Genomic DNA, 24,703 nt, shown 5'->3' with positions numbered 1-24,703 from the left:
GGACCCTCCTCAACGCATAAACCGGCTCATTGGCACAGGGGCGTTTTCCTGAATCGAAGCCTCGGCGGCATATGCCATCGCCAGCGCGGCTCGCCCGTCAGCGCCCGTGATGGGCACAGGGGAATCCTGCCGCAAGCAGTTCACGAAGGCGCGGATTTCCTCGACATAAGCCTCGTCGAATCGCTCCAGGAACCAGTAAATGTGATCGCTCCAAACGCCTTCGCTGTCATAACGAAAGAGTGGGGTTTCGCGTCCGTCACCGATCATCACTGCGCCGTTCGAACCGAAGATCTCTGTGCGCACGTCGTAGCCGAAACCCGAGCGGCGGCTGGCATCGATAGCGCCGAGTGAGCCGGACTCGAAGCGAATGTTCACGGTGCAGGTATCGATATCGTTGTACTTGGCGAAGACAGGGTCGACCAGATTCGCACCCATGGCGAAAACTTCCACTGGCTCGCATCCCATCAACCAGCGCACGCAGTCGAAGTCATGGATGACCATGTCGCGAAAGAGACCGCCACTGGTGGGAATGTACGCCTCATGTGGTGGATTCGGGTCGCGCATAGTGTCGCGCACGACCTCGATGTTTCCGAGCCTGCCATCGTGGATCATTTTCGAGGCCTTGGCGTAGGCCTTGTCGAATCGGCGTTGAAATCCGATCTGCAGCTGAACTCCGGCAACTTCCGCTGCGGCGATCGCCCGGTCGGTTGTTTCCAGATCGAGCGCGATCGGCTTCTCGCAAAAGATCTGCTTGCCGGCTGCTGCGGCAGCTTCGATCAGCGGGGCGTGAGAATCGGTCGATGTGCCAATGATGACCGCATCGATCGCGGGATCTTCGAAGATATCGGCGGGATCGGCGGTGACCCGGTCGCATCCTGTGGTGTCAGCCAGCTTTTGAGCAGACTCGAGATGCACATCGCAGATTGCGGCGAGCTTTGCGCCCTGAATCTCGTTCGCAACCGTTCGGGCGTGCCGATAGCCGATGCGCCCTGCTCCAAAAACGCCAATCTGGATCGATGCTGGCGAGGTCATGCTTCAGTACTTCCTTTGCTGCCGAGCAGGTCGAGCGCCCGGCCGAACATCGCATCAACGGAGAGACCGTATTTCTCGAGCAGCGCGTCGTTGGGCCCGGATTCGCCGAACCTGTCCTGAATGCCGACTCGCCTCATCAGTGTCGGTCGGTGCTCGCCCAGCACCTCCGCCACCGCGCCACCCAATCCGCCGATCACCGAATGATCCTCGGCGGTCAGGACCAGGTTCGTGCGCTCGGCGATCTCGACGATTGCGTCGATATCGATCGGCTTGATCGTCGGGACATGGAGCACAGAGGATTCGATTCCGCGCTCGGCGAGTCGCTCTGCAACGTCGAGAGCGCGTACGGTTTGCACACCGGTCGAGACAATACCGAGATCGCCGCCCTCACGGAGTAGCACGGCACGTCCGATCTCGAACTCATAGTTTTCGGGGAAGATAACCGGCGAGGCATCCCGTGTCAGCCGCAAATAGGTCGGTCGCCCGGAGACAGCAATCGCCGTCATGGATGCCTTCAGTTCCTGTCCATCGGCCGGGGCGATGACATCGATACCCGGAAGCGCGCGGAACGTGGCGATGTCTTCCACCGACTGGTGGGTCTTGCCCGTCTTTCCGGTGAGGATGCCTGAATAGCCGCCGCAGATCTTCACGTCGAGTCCCGGTTGGGCGATGACCACCCGGATTTGGTCGAGATCGCGACTGGTCAGAAACGCGGCGAAACTGCTGAGCCAGGGCGTGTACCCCAGCGTTGCCATGCCCGCCGCGACGCCCGCCATGTTCTGCTCGGCTATCCCCATTTCGAAGAATCGATCTGGGTAACAATCCGCGAAAATGTCGGCGCGCGTGGAATTGGCGAGATCGCCGTCGAGCACAACGGCGTTTGCGCCGGCAGCGGTAAGGTCACAGAGTGTTTGGCCCCAAACCTCGCGCAACGCGGCGTTGGTCCAGGGTCGTGGAGCCAGCGTGGTCACTCTCAACGTCATGCGGCACCTGCTCCAATCAGCGATCGCTCAGCAAGCTCGGCCACCGCGTCATCGAGCTCCTGCTGGGTCGGCACTTTCGCGTGCCAGTTGTGATTCGCCTCCATAAAGGAGACGCCCTTCCCCTTGATAGTGTTTGCAATGATGGCGACGGGTTGATCGGTCGCGCGCTCTGCTCGATCGAAAGCCGAGCGGAGTGATTCGTGATCATGGCCATCACAAGTGATTGTGTCCCAGCCGAATGCCGCGAATTTGTCCGCGGGATCGTCGATCGGTCGCGAGCGGGAATATCCTTCCTCGCTCGGCCAGCCGAATTGCGGCAGCTTGTTGTAATCGAGAATTGCAGTCAGGTTCCCAAGCCCGAACCTGGATGCGACGAAGCAGGCTTCCCAGATTTGGCCTTCCTGGATTTCACCATCTCCCAGAATCACCCAGGTGTGGAAGTCGAGCCCTGCATGTCGCGCGCCGAGCGCCATGCCGACTCCAGGCGACAGTCCCTGTCCGAGTGAGCCGGTCGACATGTCGATTCCCGGCAGCGTCTTCATGCACGGGTGGCCTTGCAGCCGGGAGTCGATCGCATCGAATGTGGCGAGTTCCTCGACCGGGAAGAAACCACGCAGCGCCAACACGGTGTAGAGCGCGATGGACGAATGCCCCTTGCTCAGAATCACCCGGTCCCGATCCGGCAGGTGAGGCCGATCTGGATCGATGTGGATTCGATCGAAGTAGAGATTGACGAGGATATCGGTGACCGAAAGCGGTCCGCCGATGTGTCCGGCGCCGGCATTGAACACCGATCGCAGAATGAGCTCGCGCGTGCGGGCGGAAAGCCCGTCGAGCTCCGAAATGGAGCGGTCAGACGGTCGTTTCGAAGTCAAAGCGTCGTCGCCTCTTCGCTTGATGTTAATGAGCGAGAACCTCGTGGCTGCTGGAGCATCCACGGTCGCCCTTCAATGGCGGATGCTACTGACCGGTCCGTTCATTGTCAATTCAGCATGCGTGGAACGCGTCGCCGTACACTGTGCCCGCAAAGAGTGCGAACGAGGAGAGGTCGATTTTTCCAATGGTTCGAGCAACGCGCCGGGCTGTGCTGCTGGGAGCGTCCGCGACAGTGGGTGGCGCAGTGCTTGGCATGGCGACGACTACTGGTTCTCGATCGATGCGGCTAGTTCGCGCCGCCGATGAGGACGATCGGCCACTTTCGGTCGCGCTGCTCGCTTCGCATGCGGAGCAGATGGAACCTCTCCTCGATACAGTCGAAGAGTCGCTCGGTTTCGAAGTCGAGACGACCGCGCTCGAGTATGCCGAGCTGTACAGCCAGTTGAGCCTGGTGCTGACCCAGCGCGCGCCGACGTTCGATGTCGTGTCACTCGACGATGTATGGGTCCCGCAGTTCTCTACGTTCCTGACGCCGCTGAAGCAGACAGAGTCGTATCTTTCACAGGTACCCGAGGTTGTCAGCGCGCTTTCGAGCTTTCCCGGCGAGTCCGAGCCTTGCTGCGTGCCGTGGCTTGGCAACGCCCAGTTCTTCGTCTCGCGTCCGGAATGGCTCGCTCGGCTCGGTCTCGAGTCTCCTACAGACTGGAACGAGACGGTCGAATTCGCGATCAAGATCGGGAACGCGTTCGGCGATGAAGAGTTGGCCGGTTTCGCGATCGAGTCGCTGACGCCGCATCAGGTGGTGAACAGCTTCCTGCCAATCCTGAGGGGATTTGGCAGCGAGCTGATCGATCCGCAAACGATGGTGCCCCAGCTCGATACCTCCGAGGCGATCGCGGCGGCCGAGGTCTTTCAGGCGTTGGCAGCTTTGAGCCCCGTTGAATCAGCCGCCACCGGCGAGCCGACGAACACCGAACGCTTCGAGTCGGGGACGGTTGCCATGATGGCGAATTTCTGGTCGTCCGGGGTGCTCGCCAGCAGTTCAGCCGAGATGGAATGGGAATCAGGGCCGATTGCCAGCAACGCGCAACCCGCGCAGCAAAGTGTTCCGCGTCAAACGATGACAGGCGCCTGGCTTGCCGGCATCCCTGCTGGCAGCTTGCAGGCAGCGAGGGCCCGTGAATTTATCGACTGGCTTACCTCTACCCGGGTGCAGATCTCGCTCATCGGATCCCTGCTGCCACCGGCCAATTCAGCAGCCTACGCAGACGATGCCTCGATCGATGCCCAGCCAGAGTTGCCGCATCTGCTGGAGTTGCTTGCTGGTTCGACGCCGCGGCCGCGCTCGCCCTACTACCCGCAGCTCGAACTGCTGGCGGCCACCGAATTGATCGCGATGCTTGCCGGAGAGCTGTCGGCCGAAGAAGCGCTCCGCAATGCCAATCTCGCGATGCGCGCTTTCCTCGCTCGCGAGGGCGTCCTGGATGCCTAAGCAGAGACAGTTGCCGATTATGCCGAAGCGGTGATACTGTTTTTTCTGTCGTACAGGGAAAAGGCTCGCCGAGAGCTTTGGTCGCTCCGGCTCCGCCATGGATCGGTCCACGGTGGATCGATCTCTCCCGCACGTTTCCATCGCAGGAGGCAGCTCGTGATCGAAGAAGGATTCACTCCGGCCGTTGATCGGCGCACCGTCCTCAAGAGCGGGGCGCTCGCTGGAGCTCTGGCCGCATTTGGCGGCATTTCAATGGCACAAGACGCCAGCGCCCAGGACACCGAACGATCCGATATTGATATCGTTGTCGTGTCCCATGGTCAGGCATCCGACCCCTTCTGGTCGGTGGTTCAGAATGGCGTTGCGCAAGCCGGGGAGGACATGGGCGTCAACGTCCAGTACCAGGCGCCCGGCACGTTCGATATGGTCGCGATGGCGCAGCTGATCGATGCCGCGGTCGCGACCGATCCAGACGGACTGGTTGTTTCGATTCCGGATGCGGATGCGCTCTCGGCGTCGATCACCGCAGCCGTCGAAGCCGGAATTCCGGTCATTTCGATGAACTCCGGTAGCGACGTCGCCGCCGATCTGGGCATCCTCACGCACGTTGGTCAGACCGAGTACGAAGCTGGATACGGCGGCGGTCAGCGAATGGCCGAGGCCGGCGTGACCAATGCGATCTGCGTCAACCAGGAAGTTGGCAATGCTGCGCTCGACCTGCGATGCCAGGGCTTCACCGACGCGTTGGCGGAGTCCGGCGGAACGGTGGAAACCGTTGCGGTCGATCTCGCGGATCCCACCGGTGCGCAGCAGCGCATCTCTGCTGCCATTACGGCAGATGACACGATCAACGGCATCCTGACGCTTGGTCCCACCGGCGCAGCGCCGGCGTTGGCGGCACTTACCGAATCTGGCCAGCTCGGATCGATGGCCCTGGCCACCTTCGACCTCTCACCCGAGGTGCTCGATGCCATCGAGGCGGGCGATATGCTCTTCGCGATCGATCAGCAGCAGTATCTGCAAGGCTACCTGCCGATCGTGCTCCTGACGCTTTACAACACCAACCTCAACACGATTGCCAATCCGGTTCTCATGACCGGACCTGGATTCGTGACCCAGGAAACAGCCGCTCAGGTCAAGGAACTCTCCGCGGCCGGCACCCGATAACTCGGGAACAACTGCTCTCGGGTGGCACGGCCGGCGCAAATCGCGCCGGTCGTGCCTCAGTCCTTCGCACAACAGGTGACGTGTATGGCCCAGGTTTCCTCGGCAACCGCTCCACCAATGGAGCCTGTGTCGACTCCTTTGCTGAAACGGCTGTTGCTCAAGCCAGAAATGGGCGCCATCGCCGGTGCGGTCGTCGTTTGGATCATCTTTGCAGTCATTGCGGGCGATCGAGGGTTCCTCTCGATGCGAGGAGCCGCGAACTATCTGGAGGTCTCTGCCGAGCTCGGCATTCTCGCGGTGGCCGTCGCGCTGTTGATGATCGGCGGGGAGTTCGACCTCTCTGTGGGGTCGACCATCGGCGCATGCGGCATGATCATTGCCATCCTTTCGGCCGAGTACGGCTGGAACTATTGGGCGGCGATCGGCGCTGCGCTGGTCTTTTCGGTCGTCATCGGAGTAATCAACGGCATCGTCGTCGTCAAGACTGGCTTGCCATCGTTCATCGTGACACTGGCCATGCTCTTCATGGTGCGCGGCGCCACCATCGGCATCACGCGCCAGATCACGGGACGAACTCAGGTCGGAGGACTGAAGGACCTTCCGGGCTTCGAAACCGCATCGAAGGTTTTCGCAAGCGATATCCATCTCTTCGGAAACAACTTCGCGATCTCGATCGTCTGGTGGCTGGCGCTCACGCTGATTGCTACCTGGGTGCTTCTCCGCACCAGATTCGGCAACTGGATCCCTGGGGTTGGGGGCAGCTTGCAGGCGGCGCGTAACCTCGGTGTCCCGACCACTCGCGTCAAGGTGACGCTCTTTGTCGCCACAGCAGTGTCCGCATGGTTGGTGGCGACGATTCAAGTGACGAGCTTCGGTGGCGCAGATGTGCTTCGCGGAACTTATCGTGAGTTCTACGCCATTGTTGCCGTGGTGATTGGCGGGACGCTCTTGACCGGTGGCTATGGGTCTGCGCTTGGCGCGGCGCTCGGCGCGTTGATCTTCGGCATGGTGCAGCAAGGCATCATTTTCGCTGGCATCGACGCCGACTGGTTCCAGTTTGTGCTCGGCGGCATGCTTCTCTCGGCGGTGTTGATCAACCGATTCGTGCGATCGCAGGCGGTGACGGCGCGATGAGCGAACAGACTCCAGCAGTCGAACTCCGCGACATCAGCAAGTACTTTGGCACCGTGGTGGCGTTGGAGCATGTCTCCATGGCCGCGCACTATGGCGAAGTGCATTGCCTTCTGGGCGACAACGGCGCCGGAAAATCCACGCTTATCAAGATCATTTCCGGTGTCTTTTCTCCCGATCGAGGCGAATATCTCTTCGAGGGAAAGCCAGTGCGCTTCTCGTCCCCGAGGGACGCGCTCGATCTTGGTATCGCGACCGTCTATCAGGATCTCGCGATGATTCCCCTGATGAGCATCTCGCGCAACTTCTTCCTCGGTTCTGAGCCCACCAGGGGGTGGGGGCCATTCAAGCGGTTCGATCTCGACTTCGCGGATCGCGTGACCCGAGAAGAACTCGCCAAGATGGGCATCAATGTGCGCGACACGCAGCAAGCGGTCGGCACACTCTCAGGTGGCGAGCGACAGTCCGTGGCGATCGCGCGCGCGGTCTACAACGGCGCCAAAGTGCTGATCCTCGACGAACCAACTGCCGCGCTCGGTGTGAAAGAAGCGGGAGTCGTGCTGCGATATATCGCGCAGGCCCGTGCCCGTGGCATCGCGGTGATTTTCATCACCCACAACGTGCATCACGCGTACCCGATCGGTGATCGTTTCACCATCCTGAACCGCGGTTCGAGCTACGGCACGTTCGTCAAGCGCGATGTCACGCGAGAGCAGGTCGTGGAGATGATGGCAGGCGGCCAGGAACTCGAAGAGCTCGGGCATGAATTGGAAGAATTCGCTCGTCTCGACGGTCTGACCGAGGAAATGAGAGCCGGACAGGCAATTGCGGCCGAAGGCCGCGCGCACGTACCGCCATCGAATTAGCGCTGCGTCGGTATCCCTCGTCGACCTAGACGGCGTTTCGTGGGATCATCAGCTGCCGGAATTGCGCCGCAGCCTGATCGACATGACGCTTGCCATTGCTGAGCGAAATCGACAGGTGGCCCGGCAAAAAGGCATCGAATTCGACCTCTGCCATCTTCAGCGTGCTTGCCGCGTATTTCTGGATAGAGCAATCGTGTATGTTCTGCGCGATGATGGTCCCGCCGTAGAACACCAGGTCTCCGCCAATGAGATAGGTCCGGTCGCCACCGGTAACCAGCAGAGAAACATGCCCATCAGCGTGCCCTGGCGTTTCGTACACCGTGACGGTAAGCGCGCCGACTTGAAACGAAGCGCCTTCGGTCAACGTTCCCTTGCCGGGACAGGGCTCGAATACATAGTCGGCCGGATAGAATCCGGCCTTCTTGGCGAACGGCAGGCTGATCTGCTCTTCGTCACCAACTGCCAATGTCGCCATGGTCAGCGGTGAGCCGATGACGTCCAACCCGAGACGATCACGAAAATCGGCCGCGCCGCCTGCATGATCAGCGTGATAGTGGGTCAGAAGGAGCTTGCTGATCCTGTCGATGTCCACCCCTGAATCCGCAATGTTCGCAAGGATTTGCTCGGTAGCGCCGTACTTGCCGCCCATTCCCGCGTCGACGATGGCGGCCTCGGAGCCTCCGTCGATGACATAGATGTGACAGTCGAGCGGCGCCGACAGGCCGAAGCCCGCATTGCCGCCGCCAACGAGACAGATGTCTTTCGTCAATCTCATCGTTCGTTCACCGGTGACTGAATTGCAGCCAATACCGCGTTGAGATCGGTGAAAACCAGGTCCGGCCGCGCCTCCGCGCCCGCAATATCCGCCCGTGTCGAGACTCCCGTCAATACGAGGACTGCAAGGGTTCCAGCACGGCTGCCAGCGACGATGTCGGTATCCAGCCGATCGCCGACCGAAACGATGTCGGACGGCCGCACATCCAGGTGCCGGGAGATGCCGTCGAACATGAGTGTCTCTGGCTTGCCCACGACGGCCGGTGTCACGCCGGTCGATGCCGCGATGGCAGCAATGATCGACCCACATCCCGGTTCGAGACCGTGTTCAGTCGGAAGCGTGACATCCGAGTTGGTTGCAACGAACGTCGCGCCGTTTTGAATCTGGGTGTGGGCTTCCGACAACTTGTCGTATGTGAACTTCCGGTCCAACCCGGCGACCACCGCTGCGGCCTGCAGGTCGGTGCCGTTGGCTTGCACGAGATCGTCTGTCTGGAAAAGTTGCTCGAAAAGAGCGGGCTCGCCGACGACGTAGATCGGCGAACCCTTGGGAAAACGGCTCAGAAGATACTCTCGCGTGGCGACACCCGATGTCACGATCCACTCGGGCGGCACGTCGAGGTCCATCTTTGCGAGCTTCTTGACGTATTGCGTGGGCGTCAGGGTCGAGTTATTCGTTGCAAGCCGGAACGGAATATTGCGCAGCTGCAGCGTGGCGAACAGGTCGATGGCTCCGGGAAGCGGGGCATTGCCGCGATAGAGCACGCCATCCATGTCGAAGATCCACGCCTTCGCCGAGTTCAATCGTTCGATCGCGGGTGAAGCCACAGTCGCGATCGGTTCTGGGTTGCTCTTTGTTCGCTCGCGCAACAGCTTCATGCCGGATCCAGTCCTCCCAACGCATCGATGATTGCCTGGTTGAACACGTCCATGTCGCGCGGTGTGCGCGACGAGATCAGGTTGCCGTCGATCACCAATGGCTCATCGACATAGTTCCCACCGGCATTCGTGATGTCGTCACGGATCTTGTTCACCGATGTGGTCGTGCGTCCCGGTAGCACCTTGGCCGAGATGAGAAGCTGCGGTCCATGACAGATCGAAGCCGCCGGCTTGCCGGACTCGACGAACTCTCGCGTAAACGCAACCGCATCATCTACGATGCGCAGATTCTCCGGCGCGCCGCCGCCGGGGATGATGAGCATATCGAACCCATCGATGGCCCTGGGTCCAAGCTGATCGAAGGTCGTGTCGACGGTCAGCACCGCGCCCTTCTTGCCGGTCACCTCACCGGGTTCGGTGCCGATCAGCACGGTTTCCGCGCCCGCGCTTTCTGCGGCGGCCACGGGCGCGGTCACTTCCACATCCTCGAAGTTGTTGGCAATTACGACCGCAACACGCTTCTTGCTCACCGTCATCCTCCTCGGCGTTTCCTGGGACTACGCGCTGGCGGTTGCCGCCAGGTGCAGGGACCGGCTCTCGTTCAGACTGCGCATCATCTCGATGGCCTTCTCGACTGGCACAGCCCCCAGGTCCTCGCCCGTGCGCAAGCGTATCGCGACTGAACCCGATTCCGCTTCCCGCTTGCCAATGACCAGCATGAACGGAATCTTCTTGAGCTGAGCGTTTCGGATCTTCGCTTGCATTCGGTCTCGGCCCTCGTCGACCTCGGCTCGCAATCCAGCGTCCCGCAACTGCTGGGCGACCTGATTTGCGTATTCGATTTGGTCTCCCGTGATTGGGATCAACGCTGCTTGCGTCGGCGCCAACCACATCGGGAAGGCCCCGGCGTAATGCTCGACCAGTCCACCGACGAAGCGTTCCATGGAACCGAGCAACGTCCGGTGGATCATGACCGCGCGATGCCGCTCGCCATCCTCACCGATGTAGTTGACATCGAATCGCTCGGGCAGATTGAAATCGACCTGGATCGTCGGCCCCGTCCATTCCCGGCCAAGCGCATCGACCCACTTGATGTCGATCTTCGGACCGTAGAACGCGCCTCCGCCCTCATCGATCTTGTAGCTCAGCCCTCGTCGTTCCATGGCCGTTCGCAGCCGCTCGATTGCCAGATCCCAGACCTCGTCATCTCCGATAGCTTTTTCGGGCCGCGTGGCGAGATATGCCTGGAACTCGTATCCAAAGACATCGGCCATGTGTTCGGCCAGGTCGATTACCGCTTCGACCTCATCGATGACTTGATCCGGCATGCAGAAGATGTGTGCATCGTCTTGCGTGAAGCCGCGCACCCGCAACATGCCGTGGAGCGTGCCCGAACGCTCGTAGCGATAGACCGTACCGAGCTCCGCATACCGCACTGGCAGTTCACGATAGGAGCGCACTGTGCTCTTGTAGATCATGATGTGCCCGGGGCAGTTCATCGGTTTGAGGTAGTAGTCCACCTCTTCGATCGACATCGGGGAGTACATATTCTCTTTGTACGTTTCGAGATGCCCCGAGATCTTGTAGATCTTTTCCGATGCGATGTGCGGCGTATAGACGAGTTGATATCCGCGCGCCAGCTGCTCCTGCTGCTCGAACTGCTCGACGAGGTAGCGGACCGTTGCCCCGTTCGGCATCCAGAGAATCAGGCCCGGCCCGATCTCCTCGGAGACCGTAAAGAGCTCAAGCTCCTTCCCGAGCCGTCGGTGATCACGCCGCTGCGCCTCCTCCAGCTTGGCGAGGTGCGCATCGAGATCTTCCTGCGTGAACCAGGCCGTGCCGTAGACCCGTTGCAGCATTGGTCGGTTCTCATCCCCCCGCCAATATGCCCCGGCCACGGATTGCAGCTTGAATGGTCCGATACGGTCTGTCGACTCGACATGCGGTCCTCGGCAGAGATCGAGGAAATTGCCCTGCTGATAGGTCGTGATCTCCTCCCCATCAGCAAAGCCGTTGATGAGCTCGACCTTGTACGGATTGTTCCCGAAGAGATCGAGCGCCTCCTGACGAGAAACGACCGTCCGCACGAACGGTTCGGCCGCGTTCTGATGAGCGCGCATTCGCTCTTCGATCGCGGCGAGATCGTCCGAACTCAGCGATTGCGGGAGGTCCATGTCGTAGTAGAAGCCGTGCTCGATCGCTGGACCGATGGCGAACTTCACTCCGGGGTAGAGCTCCTGGATCGCTTCGGCCATCAGGTGGGCTGCGGAATGCCGCATGCGCGCCAGTTCGAATTCCCCGGCCGCCGTCGGATCGAACGCAATGTCCATTTCTTCCGAGAGTTCGTGCAAATCAGCCTGTGCCATGTTCGATATCGCTTTCGTCTGTCGATGCGTACAAAAAAACCAGCCGTCCACTCTGGGACGTCTGGCTGACGTGGTTCCACCCTGATTCAGAATCGAATGAGATTCTCTCGAATCGCCAGTAACGCGGCGAGCCGCTGCGTCACTCCCGGTTGGTTTTCTCGCTTCCGCAAACTACTTCCATTTCAGCAAAGAGGAAGCTCTCTCGAGGCGCGGCAAGCGGTACTCGTCCCGATCGACGTGACGAAGGTATTCGGTTGTAGGTGAGGATACGGACCCAGCCGTCCGATTGTCAATCCACACCCGCGTCCGCGGTGGTGTGGGAGGGGACCAGCATGGCGGCTTTCTTGCGCTGCGACTGCGAATACGCCATCCACCCGCAGAACCCGGCCACCGCGATCGCCGCCAGGGCTCCCATGACCGTGATCGGTGTGGAAACGCGCCGTCCACCGCTCGATGTGTTCGAGTCCTGGCTTGTCGATGCCATCGCAAACGGAGATGCCGTGGGTGCGACTGGTGACGTGCTTTCATTGGGAACCGGCGAAGCGGCTGGCGCCTGGCCGATCGAATTGCCGCCCCGACTCTGCGCCAGGATTTGAGCGGCGTCAGGATCGCGATAGCTGACACGGCTGTTGGTGATTTGCTGACCCGCCGCTTCCCGCTCGGCCTTCGCTTCGAACGCATAGTCGAGCAGTATCGCGTTGTCCTGATACCAGATGTCAGGTGCCTCACCATCGAGCGTGACGGAAATCATGGTCGATCCATCACGGGTGGCGACTTCGATCAGGCAGTACCCCGCTTCGTCGTCGTAACCGGTCTTGCCGCCAATGATTCCGGAATAGCTGCCGAGGAGCTTGTTGGTGTTGCTGACGAAATAGCCACTGTCCGTCTGGTATGAGCTCGCCCCGATGAGCTGTTGAAAGGTTGGGTACTTGAGCGCGTACATCGTGAATGCCGCCAGGTCGCGGGCGGTCGAATAGTGCCCGTCCTCGCTGAGCCCGTGCGGGTTCTCGAGATGCGTGTTGGTGAGTCCCATGTCGGCAATGCGCTGATTGACGAGGTCGATGAAGTTGCTCACCGCCTGATCATCGGAGTCACCTTGCTGGTAGCCGAGTGAGCGGGCAATGGCATGCGCCGCGTCGTTGCCCGAGGGAAGCATCATCCCGTAGAGCAAGTCGTTGAGCGTAAACGTCTCACCGGGGCCGAAGCCCATGGTGGTCGAATCTGCGCCGAACATGTCGGAACTGTTTGTGGTGATGGGGGTGTTCAGGTCTGCCAGCTCGAGCGCCTCGATCGTTGTGAAGATCTTGGTCAGGCTCGCGATAGCCACTTCTTCGTCGGCGTTGTGTTCGACAAAGACCTCGCCAGTTTCGGCGTCGATGACGATGTATCGCTTGGAGGAGATGCCGTCGAGTTCTGAGATCTGCGCGCTGGCCGGAGCCATCGCGAGCGACACATATGCCGCGATGAGACCGAGCATCACGAGAAGGCGAACGACCTGGTGAGTTTTCGCGGGGAGAGGTTGGGCCATGAACACTGCTGGTTCGGCGATCACGCGAACGCGCGTCCTCGGTTTCGACGAAAACGCCCGCTCCTGGGAGCGGGCGTTCGAGGGTGGGCGATACTGGACTCGAACCAGTGACCTCCACGATGTCAACGTGGCGCTCTAACCAGCTGAGCTAACCGCCCATCAGCCGGAAGGAGATTATAGAGGATCGTTGGCCATCTTGTGCAGGGCTGGATCTAGTGACCCAGCAGCCGCACCGAGTTCGACCGGCGATGCCAGCGATAGTCGATGGAGCCAAACGATGCGCCAAGCGCGGCTGCCTCGTTGCGAAGCGGCTTGAGCTCTTCCTGCCGGACCTTCCATTTCCCCTGGACCTGATTGATGACGAGCTGGCTGTCACCGTCGACGCGCACATGCTCGACCGGTGCGCGGTCTCCAAGCTTCTCCCTGAGAAACAGGAGCGCCTCGATGAGTGTCCGGTATTCCGCCTGGTTGTTGGTCATCGCGCGGCCGGGATAGTCGCGTCGCTCCAGCAGTTCTCGGCCGGTGGGGCTTTGGATGTGAAAGCTTCCGTATCCCTTACCAGGATTCGGATCGGCTCCCCCGTCGAAGGTGATGACATAAGGATTGGTGCGAGAAGAGAGCGGAACGGGGGAGCCGGAATCCGGCTCCCCCAATGCAACCTGTGACTGACTCAAGCAGCGGCTTCCTCTCGGGCGCGTGCTTCAGCCTTGATCTGCTCGGCGAGATTCGGCGGAACCGGCTGGTAGTGCGAGAACTCGCTCGTGAACGAGCCGCGCCCCTGGGTAATGGAGCGAAGATCGGTCGCGTATCGCTGGATCTCAGCGCCCGGAACGGTCGCCTCGATGCACGTGGAACCGTTAGCGGCCGGGTTCATGCCGGTTACATGCGCTCGTTTCCCGTTCAGGTCGCTCATGACGTCTCCGGTGAAGGTGTCGGGCACGACCACGGAAATGGACATCACCGGTTCGAGGAGGATCGGCTTGCCCATCAAAATGCCCTTCTTGAAGGCCTCTTTCGAAGCGATCTTGAATGCCATTTCATTCGAATCGACGTCGTGATAGCTGCCGTCGTATAAGGTCACTTTGACGTTGACCACTGGATACCCGGCAACTGGACCGGCTTCGAGCGCCTCGCGCACGCCCTTCTCTACCGCCGGGTAGAAGTTGCGCGGTACCGAGCCGCCCACCACACGCTCGGCGAATTCGAAGTCGGCCTCCTCGAGCGGCTCGAGTTCCAGGAAGACGTGGCCGTACTGACCAGCGCCTCCAGTCTGTTTCTTGTGCTTGTATTCGGAATTCGTCTTGGAGGAAATCGTTTCGCGATACTGGACCCTCGGGAGCCCGAGCTCGACATTGACGCCGTAGCGCCGGGTCATACGCTCGATTGCAATTTGCACGTGCGGTTCTCCCAGTCCAGAGAGAATCGATTCGCCAGTTACCGAGTCGCGTCCCAGCTGAAGGGTCGGATCCTCCTCGACGATGCGGTGCAGAGCCTGTCCCATCTTGTCCAGGTCCGCTTTCGTCTTCGGATTGACTGCCGCGGAGTAGGATGGCTTCACGAAATCGATCCGCGGCAGTTCGAGGTGATGTCCTTCGTCGCTCAGCGTGTCGCCGGTGTGCGTGACCGAGAGCTTCCCGATCGCGCCGATGTCGCCGGCATCGATCGAATCGGCATTGATGTGCTCTTTGCCGCGAGAGAAGAACGCATGGCCCACGCGTTCGCTCTTGTCCGCATGTTCGTTGTAGACCGAGCTATTCGACTTGAACGAACCCGAGAAAACCCGGAAATAGGAAACCCGGCCAACATGGGGATCGGCTACGGTCTTGAACACCAGCGCGGCGAGCGGGCCACCTGCATCGGCGCCGAGTTCTTCCTCGTCGCCCTTCGAGTTCGTCGCGATCACGGTGCGTGTGGACGCGGCAGGGGCGTACTGGATGATGGCGTCCAGCAATCGATCGACACCCTTCATCGACGATCCGGCTCCTGCAAAGACTGGAACCATGTCTCCATTTTGGATGGCGACCTCGACCGCGTGCCGCAATTCCTCGTCGCTGATCTCTTCGTCGTTGAGATAGCGCTCCATCAGCACTTCGTCCGAGTCTGCAGCGGCTTCGATGAGTTGTCCGCGCGCTTCGCGTACCGGTCGTTTGAACTCCTCAGGAATGTCGGTTTCGATCGACTTGCCCGGATTGGCATCGTCGAACATGTAGGCGCGGCCGGAGAGGATGTCGGCAACGCCCCGGAATGACTTTTCTGCGCCAATCGGGAGTTGCAGCGGCCCAACCATCGGTCCGAGCACAGATCGGGCTGACTCGATCGTGCGGTTGAAGTCGGCATTGTCCCGATCCATCTTGTTGACAAAAAGGATCCGCGGAACGCCGGCCGCTCCGGCCATCGACCAGGCCTTCTCGCTCCCGACCTCGACGCCCGCTGACGCGTCGAGAAGAATGACCGCGGCGTCGACGACGGCCAGCGCCGATTGCACCTCTCCAAGGAAATCGGCATATCCCGGCGCGTCGACCACATTGATCTTGTGATCCCGATACTCGACCGGCGCCAGTGCCAGCGAGATCGACATGTGGCGCTTGATCTCGTCGACATCGAAATCCGTCACGGTGTTGCCGTCTTCGACCTTGCCAAGCCGCGTCGTCGCCCCGGAGACGAACAGCATCGCCTCGGCCAATGATGTCTTTCCCGCGCCACCGTGGGAAAAGAGGCCGATGTTGCGAATCTTGTCAGCTGTGTACTGCTTCACGGGGTCTCCTTCATCGAGAGCCGTTCAGGCCGGTTGACCCATCATGCGTAGATGGGCGGTCGAGCGACTGGATATGCGGCCGCTCGCCAGCCGATGGCGCGCACCGTTCCCGGGGCGTTGCAATCAGGCTGACGGCTTCGGTTGCGGATCGTCTGCATCGAGCAGACCTCCTTAGGACGCAAGCAATCGTGAAGACATTATAGAAAGGTCCATGGTCAGGCCACAATCGACCGCAATCGAATTCATGGAATTGGGCGTGTTCGTTCGTCTACTGCCCGGTCGCCGATTGGGCACGCTGCGCAATGAAGCGAAGGCCTTCGAGGGTGAGGTTGGTTTGCATGGGCCCAATTCCGAGGAACGTTCGGAGAAGAGCGCGCCGTTGCCACCGGTGAGCACGACGGTCTCGCAGCTGCCGAGCTCGGCTTTGGCCATTTCGACCAGGCCTTCGACCATCTTCAGGTGTCCGAGTACCACCGGCCTGTACCGCGTGTGTGGTGTTGCGTCCGATTGCCTCGCGCGGAATCTCGATTGGGACGGCGTACAGATCGCAGCCCGTGACGCAAGCGCATCCATGCTTACACCCAGATCTGTAGCAACAAGCTCTTCAAGAAAGCGGCCATCCGCGTCGAGCGCATCTACCTTGGTCGCCGTTCCAAAGTCGACGACGATGGCCGGACGGCCGTAGAGCACATCGACCGCGACCGCGTTGGTCAGGCGATCGGTGCCGGTTTCGCGTGGCTGATCGGTGCAGACTTGATGCCGAGCGGTAGCTGGCTCGATACCAGCAATGGAGAAATCCCGAACGCGCTGCTCCACATACTCGGTCAGGCTGCGGGTAATGGCGGGGACAACGCTGCACATCGCAACAATGCAATCGTCGGCGGTGAGTGCCTCAGCGGGATACTGAGGAGCGCGCCATTCATCAGCTGTCCGATCACGTGCGGAGGAGAACCGGAACGTTCTCAGCCAAGGCGCCGTCAGATCCTCGGTCAGCCCAATGTGCACATTTGTGTTGCCGACATCGATCGCGAGAAACACCCAGCTCTTCCTGACCCCTCTGTCGGGCCCCTGAGGGTTGGCTCCCCTTCATATTCGCCACGTATTATCATAGGCCGACGCGACGCGCGAATGCGCCGCCGCTTGTTCCTGCCTCGAGAGCTTTCCATGTCCGATTCTGCTGTCACGATACGAAATAATCCTGCTGACCTTCCTGATCAGCAAGGCGATGGGCGTGCTCATTGCGCTCACTGCCTTCTTCCTCGGAGCGCTTGCGCAACGCGGGGAATGGCTTCCAGACACCCTGGGAGTCGATTCCGTTATCGCGCCGGCTTCGGATGCGAACGACACCTCGATCGGCTGTCGCAGGTCGAGGAACTGATCAATGAGGAGTATTACGGACGTCCGCAGGATGGCGAGACCGTGACGAGTTTTGAGCGACCTCGGAGGGACGAGCCCTTACCGGGTTGGCCGAGGGGCTGGACGGTTACCCGTCTACCTGCCACCGGACGCAGATCAGCAACAGGCAGCGAATCAGCTCGAAGGCACCTTCGAGGAATCGGCGTCGGGGTGGCCACCCGCGATGGGAAGATGACCAATGTCGCGCCGATCCCCGGATCACCGGCCGAGGAGGCAGATACTTGCTGGCGATGTCATCCTGCAAATCGATGGCGTCTCGGTCGAAGGTCTGGACGGACGCCGACGCCTCGACTTGCTCAAAGGCCCGGCCGGGAGTCGGTGCATCTCCAGCTGCAACGCGGGACAGAACCACCCATGTCCCTCGATGTGGAGCGCCGCAAGATTCCTGTTCCCGTCGTGACCTACCGGCTCGACGAGGAATCGAACGTGGGCATCATCAGAATCGCCGTCTGGCGACAAGACCGCCGCGGAACTCGATGCCGGCGCGCTTCAGGCCGCGAAGAACGACGGACGGAATCATCCTCGATCTGCGGTCGGTGGATGGCTGGGTGCAAAAGCGCGCAACAGACGATCGGGCGCTTTGTGCTGGAAGATGCCGGTCCAGCCCTTTGGGAGGACACGCAATCCCGGTCGCACGGGGATGAGAAGAACAGCCCATCATCTCGGGCGACGTCAACGCATATGACATTCCACTGGTCGTACTGGTGAACAACGGGACCGCGAGCTCTGCGGAGATCGCTGCTGAGCATGCGGGACTACGAGCGCGCGACGATCGTGGGCTAAAGGTCCGTGCAACTGGTGCACGTCTTCGAGGACGGCTCTTCTTTCCGGCTTACCTGCGCATTGGTTGACGCCGAACGAAGAAGTGATCGACAAAGTTGGCATCGCGCCAGATGCGTGGCTTCGAGGACACCTGACAGCGAGATCGGCGATGATGCGCAGCTGAATGCCGCTATTCGGGTCTGACCACCTCGACAGGGACACCGGTTGCCTGATGTTCCTTACGCTAACAGAGTTTACAGGGCGGTAACCGCGAGTTAACGCGGCGTCCATAGCATTTGGTCGTGATGAGCGACCGAAGTGCTCCAACCGAACTCGAAACCTCCAACCAGCAGGCGCCATCGATGGAGCGGCACGATCTTGTTGGTGGAGGACGACCCTACGCTTCGCAGCATAACCACCTACAGCTACGATCGGCGCCGGATACGGTGTCATCAGCGCCGCGGTTGGTGAGGCCGCCATGGCGGTCGTGCGAGCAGCTGGACCAGATCGATCTCGTCGTTCTCGATCGATGCTGCTGGTTTGAGTGGCCTGGCAGTGCTGCTGCCAGATCCGGACCCGCAACGACGTTCCGGTGCTCATCGTCCGCACGAGGTGACAGGACAAAGTCGACGGACTCGAGAACTGGGCGCGGACGACTATGTCGTCAAGCCGATTCGCGTTGCCCCGGAGTTCATTGCCCGGGTGCCGGGCGACGATGCTGCCGCGCATTCCATCGGCGCGGCCGCCGTCGTAGCTCTATCGTGGCCCCCCTCACGATCGAACTGGAAAGCCAAGCGCAAGTGGGCGCCAGGGATCTGACGCTGAGCCGGAAGGTTCGGATTGCTGCGCGAACTCGCGTTGTGGCGCGGTCAGGTCTTTACGCGCCAGCAACTGCTCGACGTGGTGTGGGAACCGACATCTTCCGTCGATGAACGCACGATCGACGTGCACATGTCATGGCTCAGATCGAAACTGCGCGAAGCCAGGTCCGGACGGAATGATTCGGACTGTTACGGCCGCGGCTATTTAGCTGAGGTGGCGTCCTGACTGATGTCGCTTCGTCCTCCCATTCTCGAATTCACTGTCCGAGGGCATGGCAAGTGCCGGGGAGACGTTCCCGGTGATACCAAACCGTCAAGCAGAAAGGAGAAGAATGTCGATTCCGTCCCTGCAAAGCTCGCGTCGAGGGCTTCTTGGCTCCGGCGGCGGCGATTGGGCTGTCGCTGACGATCCTGTCAGGCGCCGTCGCGGGCACCACGCAGTCCGTATGAGGAGCCGGAGAATGCCGGCGACCTCTCCGGCACGATCGTTGCCGATGGTTCGTCCACGGTCGGACCCATCGCGATGGCAGAAGAGTTCGCGGCCATAGCGTCAGGTGTGCAACTCGGGTCAGCATCTCGGGTACCGGCGGTGGGTTCGACGCTTCCTGCAACGGCGAAACCGACCTCCAGAACGCCTCCGCGAAATCAAGCCGGAAGAAGCCGAGGCATGCGCTGCCAACGGCGTCGAGTACTACGTTTTCGAGGTTGCGTATGACGGCATTGCGGTGGTCGTCAACCCGGAGAACGACTTTGTCGAATGCCTGACCGTCGACCAGCTCAAGTTGATGTAGCGGCCAGAGAGCGCGCCGCGACGAAATGGAGCGAGATCGACCGTCGTTCCCGGATGAGCCGATTTCGCTCTACGGCCCCGGCACGTCTTCGGGAACCTTCGACTACTTCACCGCTGAGATCGTCGGCGAAGGCAGCTCGACCAATTACCTCCCGAGCGAAGATGACAACCAACTGGTGGAAGGCGTTGCCGGCAATACGAACGCGCTTGGCTACTTCGGACTGGCCTACTACGAGCAGAATGCCGACCGGCTCAAGCTGGTGGCGATCGATGGCGGTAGCGGCTGTGTCGAGCCAACTGCTGAAACCGTTGGCGATCTCACCTACGCGCCGCTTTCACGGCCACTGTACGTCATGAATGCCGAAAGCTTGCAGCGTCCTGAAGTCCAGGGTTCTTGGTTCGTCTGCGCCGCAGGCGAGATCGTCGCTGACGTCGGATACGTCGGATCTCTGCCAGGTCTATGCAGAAGACCAGTCAAGCTGTGCTGCTATCGATGGTCCGGCACGCCCGGACTCGGCCAGCTAGACAAGACCGTCTTTCCGCTTGGGACGGCTCCGACACTCGGAGCCGTCCGTCGCGTCAGGAAGAGGTGCGGTTTAATACGCATGGCAACCGCTGAGCGAAGTTCATTCATGGCGATCGATCCGACGACAGGCACAGACATTGGAACCGAGACTGTGCCGTTTTTTCGGCCCGGTCACTCCTACGTCGATCAGGATCTGTTGCGACGACAGCACCTGACCGAAAAGGCCGCTGGGTACATTCTGCTCGCATGCGCGGTGGTTTCCGTCCTGACCACGATCGGGATCGTGGTGGTGTTGCTGGCGCAAGCGGTCAACTTCTTTGCCGACGTGTCGGTCGTCGACTTCCTGACCGGGACCACCTGGACAGCGCTCTTTCAGAATCAGCAAGAGTGGGGTGTCCTGCCGTTGGTCTCCGCTACGCTGATGGTCACGCTCCTCTCGATGGTGATCGCGGTGCCGATTGGGTTGATGAGCGCCATTTATCTGAGCGAGTACGCGTCTCCCCGAATGCGCGCCATTTTGAAACCGGTGCTGGAATTGCTGGCCGGTATCCCGACCATCATCTACGGTTTCTTCGCGCTGACATTCATTACCCCGGACATTCTGAAGCGAATCTGGACCCAGACGAGTGTCTACAACGTGTTGGCCGCGGCGATCGCCGTCGGAATCATGATCGTGCCGCTCATTGCCTCGCTCTCCGAGGACGCAATTCGCGCTGTGCCGCGCTCGATGCGCGAAGGCGCCTATGCGCTGGGCGCCACCAAGCTGGAGGTTTCGGGGCGCATCATCGTGCCGGCGGCGCTGTCGGGCATCGTCGCCTCGTTCATTCTCGCGGCGTCACGCGCGGTCGGCGAGACCATGATCGTGGCGCTCGCGGCCGGATCGAAAGCGCAGATGGTGACGAATCCGCTCGGACCCGGCGAGACCATGACTGGCTATATCGTCCAGGTGGTTTCCGGGGACGCCCCGCGCGGCTCGACGATCTACTACTCGCTGTTCGCAGTCGGGCTCTTGCTCTTTGTCATGACGCTGGCGTTGAACATCTTCAGCCATTGGTTCGTGCGCCGGTTCCGGGAGGAATACGAATGAGCGCCGAGTCTTTCGTGCCGCAGTCTGGTTCGCTTTCGGACACGGGGAATCTCCCTCGCCGTCAGCGGATCGCCTCCGTCGGGCGCTGGGTGCTCTTGACTGCCACGCTCCTTGCGGTCGGCGCCCTGGTGGTTCTCCTTTGGTACATCTTCCAGCGCGGCTGGGATTGGCTCAGCTGGGGGCTGTTGACGAACCCGCCGTCGCGTAAGCCGGAAAAGGCGGGGCTCAGCATCGCCATCTCCGGCACGCTTTGGATCATTTCGCTCACATTGCTCGTGGCATTCCCCATGGGAGTGGCTGCCGCCATTTATCTCGAGGAGTACGCGCCCAAGAACCGCTGGACCCGCATGCTCCAGATCAACATTTCGAACCTGGCAGGCGTGCCATCGGTCGTTTATGGCTTGCTTGGGCTTGGCATCTTTGTCGAGTGGCTCAATCTTGGCCGCGTGGTGCTCGCAGGGGCGCTGACCATGGCCCTCCTGAGCTTGCCGGTCATCATCATTGCCAGCCAGGAAGCGCTGAAGGCGATCCCGTGGTCGCTACGGGAGGCCGCATACGGCGTTGGAGCCACGCGCTGGCAGGTCACGGCCTCGCACGTTCTCCCGGCCGCGGTTCCCGGCATTCTGACCGGTGTGATCCTTGCCGTGTCCCGAGCAATCGGCGAGACCGCGCCCTTGCTCGTGGCGGGCGCTGCCGGATTCGTCACGGCCAAACCAAGCGGGTTTTTCGATTCCTACACGACCATTCCGATCCAGATCTACAACTGGATGTCCCGTCCCCAAACGGAGTTTAGAGACCTGGCCGCGGCTGGCATCATCGTGCTGCTCGCGTTGCTCATCTCCATGAATCTCATCGCGATCATTGTCCGGCAGCGGTTTAGCTCCAGGACACGGTGGTAGTCCCATGACACAACAGCTCGAACGAACCAGTCTGCTCGACGCGCCGGTCAATTCCGCCGCCGGTGAGCCGCTTATCGACATAAACAACTTGAATGTGTACTACGGAAGCTTTCATGCCGTTGGCGATGTGACCTTCGACATTGCGAAGAACCAAATCACCGCCCTGATCGGACCGTCTGGCTGCGGGAAGAGCACAGTGCTCCGCTGTATCAATCGGATGAACGATCTCATTCCGTCCGCGCGTGTGGAAGGGGAGATTCGCTTCCATGGTGAGAACATCCTGGGATCGAATGTCGACCCGGTGATGGTTCGCCGTAGGATCGGCATGGTCTTCCAGAAGCCGAACCCCTTTCCCAAGAGCATCTATGACAATGTCGCATGGGGCGCCAAGGTCAACGGGATTCGCAAGGGAATGGATGAGCTGGTCGAATGGTGTCTTCGCTCGGCCGCGTTATGGGACGAAGTCAAGGACAAGCTCGATCAGAGCGGTCTCGCGCTCTCTGGCGGCCAGCAGCAGCGACTCTGCATCGCCCGGGCGCTGGCGAACAATCCGGACGTGATCCTGATGGATGAGCCGTGCTCGGCGCTGGACCCCATCTCGACGCTGCGCATCGAGGACCTCATGCGGGAACTCGCGCAGAACTACACAATCGCTATCGTGACGCACAATATGCAGCAAGCAGCGCGCGTTTCCGATCAAACGGTCTTCTTCTCACTTGGAGAGAACCGAATGGGCACACTGATCGAATCGAGCCCAACGCGCGAGCTTTTCACCAACCCACGTGACAGCCGAACCGAAGACTACATCACCGGGCGCTTTGGATAGGCGACCTGTCGAAAGAAGGGAGACACCATGACCCGCGAACAGTACATGCGGAGTCTCAGTCACCTGAGAGACCAGGTGGTGCAGCTGAGCTCGATGGTTGACAAAGCAATAGCCCGTTCGACTGATGCCCTCAAGAATCAGGATATCGAGCTCGCGCAACAGGTCGTGAGCGCCGATCACGACATCAACGAGCTCCGGTGGGGACTGGAGAGCGAAGCGCTTGCGGTGATCGCCATGCAAGCTCCAATGGCTGGCGATCTTCGGCAGATCGTTGCTGGGTTGCACATCATCTCCGAGCTCGAACGTATGGGCGACCACGCTGCGGGCAACGCGAAAATTGCCCTGCTCACCGCGGATGAGCCACCCTTGAAACCGCTCGTGGATATTCCCCGCATGTCATCGGTGGCGCGAAGCATGCTTTCGAGCGCGATCGATGCGTTCATTACGTCGGACGTCGAACTTGCCAGAAAAACGATGGCGAGAGATGACGAAATCGACCAACTCTATAACCAGGTCTATCGCGAGTTGTTGACGTTCATGATGGAAGATCAGCGCACCATCAACCGGGCGACGCATCTTCTCTGGGCTGCGCACAATCTGGAGCGCATTGGGGACCGAACGGAAAACATCTGCGAGTTCGTGGTCTATTCCGTGACGGGGAACATTGCCGAGGCGTACATTCCGGCCTAGCTCAACAATCGTTGCAGGATCGCGCCCACTTCTTCGATCTCCAACGGCGGCTCGAGCAGGAGCTGACCTCCTGCATCGGTGACGGCATCGAGCGAGATCTCCCCGGGCATGCCGGCGACTACGATCGCCGGCATGACGCTTCGTGGCGAACCGGCATCCACCCGGTCCGAAGTCCCTCGCATGCGGCGGATGACCTCCTCGGCCGAGATGTCGCCAATTCCAGCATCGAGCAAGACAGCATCGAACGATCGCAACCGCAAGACTTCGAGGAACTGCAATCCGCTCCCGATCGCGCTCGTCCAGAACCCCTCATAGAGCAGGCCTTCGGTGAGGAAATGAGACAGCGACAGATCGTCGGTGACGATCGCGAGATGCGGCCGCTCCAGGGCAGAATCGCTCATCGGCTGTTCCGACTCGCATCGTGACGAGTAGAATGGCAACCCGCCTGCTTCCAGCAGGTTGCGAATGTTGGTTCCCCACTCATCTGCACGAGGCGTTCTTTCACCATGATTCTCGACACCGACGACGCGCGCATCGCCGCGTTGGTAGATACATATACTGCACGGCTCGCGCTCCCCACATCCGATCTTTGGATCACCACCAACCGCACACGATACAACGAGTGGGTCGGGCGTCGGGTCGGCGGTTCCATCGGAGGAGCCTATGTCTATCACCCGGGCCGTGGCAAGCATCTCATTCTGATCAATCTCAAGCGAATCGATCTATCGCAGCCGAAGTCGCTCGAGATCGTTGTTTGTGAAGAGTTGCTACATATGCGCCACCGGATCGACGGCGATCGCCGCAGGCATGCCAAACATGGGTACGACCGCATTGCAGTGCAGGTGAGTGAGTTGACCGGGGCGACGATGGAAGAAGTCCGCACCTGCGTCAAGCCGGTGAAACGGCGTACCCCGAAATATGTCTATGCCTGCCCCAATTGCAAAACGGAGGTGCCACGCAGCCGTGTCGGAGTTTGGTCGTGTGGGCGTTGCTCGCCCACGTTCGATCGCCGGTATCAGCTTCGTATCGTGCGGACG

The 24,703-nt window shown here is 60.6% G+C and carries 24 protein-coding genes and 1 tRNA gene; 12 read left to right on the top strand and 13 right to left on the bottom strand.

Translation table 11 applies throughout. The features are described from left to right. Positions 1–9: 9 nt before the first annotated feature. From iolG to R2855_15315, 3 genes are read right to left on the bottom strand one after another with little or no spacing between them, the layout of a single operon-like run. Positions 10–1,032, bottom strand: coding sequence for an inositol 2-dehydrogenase (gene iolG, locus R2855_15325; GenBank protein MEZ4532371.1), 1,023 nt, complete (start codon positions 1,030–1,032; stop codon positions 10–12). Next, on the bottom strand, positions 1,029–2,015 hold the full coding sequence (locus tag R2855_15320; protein ID MEZ4532370.1) for a transketolase C-terminal domain-containing protein: 987 nt from the start codon (positions 2,013–2,015) through the stop codon (positions 1,029–1,031). Before R2855_15320 ends, iolG begins: the two co-directional genes overlap by 4 nt. After that, complete coding sequence (locus R2855_15315) at positions 2,012–2,890, bottom strand: transketolase (GenBank protein MEZ4532369.1); 879 nt, start codon at positions 2,888–2,890, stop codon at positions 2,012–2,014. The genes R2855_15320 and R2855_15315 overlap by 4 nt, the downstream gene beginning before the upstream one ends. Before the next feature lie 185 nt (positions 2,891–3,075). Here R2855_15315 and R2855_15310 point away from each other — a divergent pair, with 185 nt between their 5' ends. The 4 genes from R2855_15310 (at position 3,076) to R2855_15295 (ending at position 7,547) form a co-directional block, all read left to right on the top strand. Next, positions 3,076–4,383, top strand: a complete 1,308-nt coding sequence (locus tag R2855_15310; GenBank protein ID MEZ4532368.1) for an extracellular solute-binding protein — start codon at positions 3,076–3,078, stop codon at positions 4,381–4,383. Between the two features lie 156 nt (positions 4,384–4,539). Beyond that, a complete protein-coding gene (locus R2855_15305; protein MEZ4532367.1) occupies positions 4,540–5,550 on the top strand; it encodes a sugar ABC transporter substrate-binding protein in 1,011 nt (336 codons plus the stop codon). 126 nt (positions 5,551–5,676) lie between these two features. Further along, positions 5,677–6,684: an ABC transporter permease gene (locus tag R2855_15300; protein ID MEZ4532366.1), complete on the top strand. Its 1,008-nt coding sequence runs from the start codon at positions 5,677–5,679 to the stop codon at positions 6,682–6,684. After that, positions 6,681–7,547, top strand: coding sequence for an ATP-binding cassette domain-containing protein (locus R2855_15295; protein ID MEZ4532365.1), 867 nt, complete (start codon positions 6,681–6,683; stop codon positions 7,545–7,547). The genes R2855_15300 and R2855_15295 overlap by 4 nt, the downstream gene beginning before the upstream one ends. 25 nt (positions 7,548–7,572) lie before the next feature. On the opposite strand, the gene R2855_15290 is transcribed toward R2855_15295, so the two are convergent. The 9 genes from R2855_15290 to R2855_15250 all read right to left on the bottom strand — a co-directional run bounded on the left by R2855_15290 (position 7,573) and on the right by R2855_15250 (position 16,887). Next, positions 7,573–8,316: an MBL fold metallo-hydrolase gene (locus R2855_15290; GenBank protein MEZ4532364.1), complete on the bottom strand. Its 744-nt coding sequence runs from the start codon at positions 8,314–8,316 to the stop codon at positions 7,573–7,575. A gap of 2 nt (positions 8,317–8,318) precedes the next feature. Continuing rightward, a complete protein-coding gene (locus tag R2855_15285; protein ID MEZ4532363.1) occupies positions 8,319–9,200 on the bottom strand; it encodes an HAD-IIA family hydrolase in 882 nt (293 codons plus the stop codon). After that, positions 9,197–9,730, bottom strand: a complete 534-nt coding sequence (locus tag R2855_15280; GenBank protein MEZ4532362.1) for a type 1 glutamine amidotransferase domain-containing protein — start codon at positions 9,728–9,730, stop codon at positions 9,197–9,199. Before R2855_15280 ends, R2855_15285 begins: the two co-directional genes overlap by 4 nt. Positions 9,731–9,757: 27 nt before the next feature. Then, on the bottom strand, positions 9,758–11,566 hold the full coding sequence (gene thrS / locus R2855_15275) for a threonine--tRNA ligase (protein MEZ4532361.1): 1,809 nt from the start codon (positions 11,564–11,566) through the stop codon (positions 9,758–9,760). A 289-nt stretch (positions 11,567–11,855) separates the two neighbouring features. Then, positions 11,856–13,118 carry a D-alanyl-D-alanine carboxypeptidase family protein gene (locus R2855_15270; GenBank protein MEZ4532360.1) on the bottom strand — a complete coding sequence of 421 codons (1,263 nt, stop codon included), beginning with the start codon at positions 13,116–13,118 and terminating at the stop codon, positions 11,856–11,858. A 60-nt stretch (positions 13,119–13,178) separates the two neighbouring features. Then, positions 13,179–13,252 (bottom strand) — tRNA-Val (locus R2855_15265). 54 nt (positions 13,253–13,306) lie between these two features. Further along, a complete protein-coding gene (locus tag R2855_15260) occupies positions 13,307–13,768 on the bottom strand; it encodes a ribonuclease HI family protein (protein ID MEZ4532359.1) in 462 nt (153 codons plus the stop codon). Continuing rightward, positions 13,765–15,849, bottom strand: coding sequence for an elongation factor G (gene fusA / locus R2855_15255; GenBank protein MEZ4532358.1), 2,085 nt, complete (start codon positions 15,847–15,849; stop codon positions 13,765–13,767). The genes R2855_15260 and fusA overlap by 4 nt, the downstream gene beginning before the upstream one ends. A gap of 171 nt (positions 15,850–16,020) precedes the next feature. Continuing rightward, entirely contained in the window at positions 16,021–16,887 is an 867-nt protein-coding gene (locus tag R2855_15250; GenBank protein ID MEZ4532357.1) for a type III pantothenate kinase, read from the bottom strand. A gap of 1,680 nt (positions 16,888–18,567) precedes the next feature. Between R2855_15250 and R2855_15245 the strand changes: the two genes are divergently transcribed. From R2855_15245 to phoU, 7 genes are all read left to right on the top strand, one after another. After that, positions 18,568–18,846 carry a hypothetical protein gene (locus R2855_15245; protein ID MEZ4532356.1) on the top strand — a complete coding sequence of 93 codons (279 nt, stop codon included), beginning with the start codon at positions 18,568–18,570 and terminating at the stop codon, positions 18,844–18,846. A 21-nt stretch (positions 18,847–18,867) separates the two neighbouring features. Next, positions 18,868–19,074: a winged helix-turn-helix domain-containing protein gene (locus R2855_15240; protein ID MEZ4532355.1), complete on the top strand. Its 207-nt coding sequence runs from the start codon at positions 18,868–18,870 to the stop codon at positions 19,072–19,074. Between the two features lie 328 nt (positions 19,075–19,402). Continuing rightward, positions 19,403–19,639 (top strand): hypothetical protein, encoded by a 237-nt coding sequence (locus tag R2855_15235; protein MEZ4532354.1) that lies wholly within the window; start codon positions 19,403–19,405, stop codon positions 19,637–19,639. A 25-nt stretch (positions 19,640–19,664) separates the two neighbouring features. Then, the gene (gene pstC / locus R2855_15230; GenBank protein ID MEZ4532353.1) at positions 19,665–21,251 is read left to right on the top strand and encodes a phosphate ABC transporter permease subunit PstC; all 1,587 of its coding nucleotides are present in this window, start codon (positions 19,665–19,667) and stop codon (positions 21,249–21,251) included. After that, a complete protein-coding gene (gene pstA / locus R2855_15225) occupies positions 21,248–22,150 on the top strand; it encodes a phosphate ABC transporter permease PstA (GenBank protein ID MEZ4532352.1) in 903 nt (300 codons plus the stop codon). The genes pstC and pstA overlap by 4 nt, the downstream gene beginning before the upstream one ends. Before the next feature lie 4 nt (positions 22,151–22,154). Continuing rightward, positions 22,155–22,976, top strand: a complete 822-nt coding sequence (pstB, locus tag R2855_15220) for a phosphate ABC transporter ATP-binding protein PstB (protein ID MEZ4532351.1) — start codon at positions 22,155–22,157, stop codon at positions 22,974–22,976. 27 nt (positions 22,977–23,003) lie between these two features. Beyond that, on the top strand, positions 23,004–23,666 hold the full coding sequence (gene phoU / locus R2855_15215) for a phosphate signaling complex protein PhoU (protein ID MEZ4532350.1): 663 nt from the start codon (positions 23,004–23,006) through the stop codon (positions 23,664–23,666). Here the strand turns inward: phoU and R2855_15210 are convergent. Continuing rightward, entirely contained in the window at positions 23,663–24,067 is a 405-nt protein-coding gene (locus R2855_15210; GenBank protein MEZ4532349.1) for a hypothetical protein, read from the bottom strand. The genes phoU and R2855_15210 overlap by 4 nt on opposite strands. A 105-nt stretch (positions 24,068–24,172) precedes the next feature. Here R2855_15210 and R2855_15205 point away from each other — a divergent pair. Then, positions 24,173–24,703: hypothetical protein (locus R2855_15205; GenBank protein ID MEZ4532348.1), on the top strand; the 531-nt coding region annotated here is incomplete at its 3' end.

This window comes from Thermomicrobiales bacterium (assembly GCA_041390825.1).
In the GTDB taxonomy this organism is placed as follows: Bacteria; Chloroflexota; Chloroflexia; order Thermomicrobiales; family UBA6265; genus JAMLHN01.
Note: the sequence above shows the minus strand (reverse complement) of the source record. Positions and strands in the feature narration are given on the sequence as shown.

Coding starts and splice junctions, on each gene's coding strand:
- iolG (MEZ4532371.1), bottom strand. CDS start 1,032: ATGACCTCGCCAGCATCGATCCAGATTGGCGTTTTTGGAGCAGGGCGC.
- R2855_15320 (MEZ4532370.1), bottom strand. CDS start 2,015: ATGACGTTGAGAGTGACCACGCTGGCTCCACGACCCTGGACCAACGCC.
- R2855_15310 (MEZ4532368.1), top strand. CDS start 3,076: ATGGTTCGAGCAACGCGCCGGGCTGTGCTGCTGGGAGCGTCCGCGACA.
- R2855_15295 (MEZ4532365.1), top strand. CDS start 6,681: ATGAGCGAACAGACTCCAGCAGTCGAACTCCGCGACATCAGCAAGTAC.
- R2855_15285 (MEZ4532363.1), bottom strand. CDS start 9,200: ATGAAGCTGTTGCGCGAGCGAACAAAGAGCAACCCAGAACCGATCGCG.
- thrS (MEZ4532361.1), bottom strand. CDS start 11,566: ATGGCACAGGCTGATTTGCACGAACTCTCGGAAGAAATGGACATTGCG.
- pstC (MEZ4532353.1), top strand. CDS start 19,665: ATGGAGCGAGATCGACCGTCGTTCCCGGATGAGCCGATTTCGCTCTAC.
- pstA (MEZ4532352.1), top strand. CDS start 21,248: ATGAGCGCCGAGTCTTTCGTGCCGCAGTCTGGTTCGCTTTCGGACACG.
- pstB (MEZ4532351.1), top strand. CDS start 22,155: ATGACACAACAGCTCGAACGAACCAGTCTGCTCGACGCGCCGGTCAAT.
- phoU (MEZ4532350.1), top strand. CDS start 23,004: ATGACCCGCGAACAGTACATGCGGAGTCTCAGTCACCTGAGAGACCAG.
- R2855_15210 (MEZ4532349.1), bottom strand. CDS start 24,067: ATGAGCGATTCTGCCCTGGAGCGGCCGCATCTCGCGATCGTCACCGAC.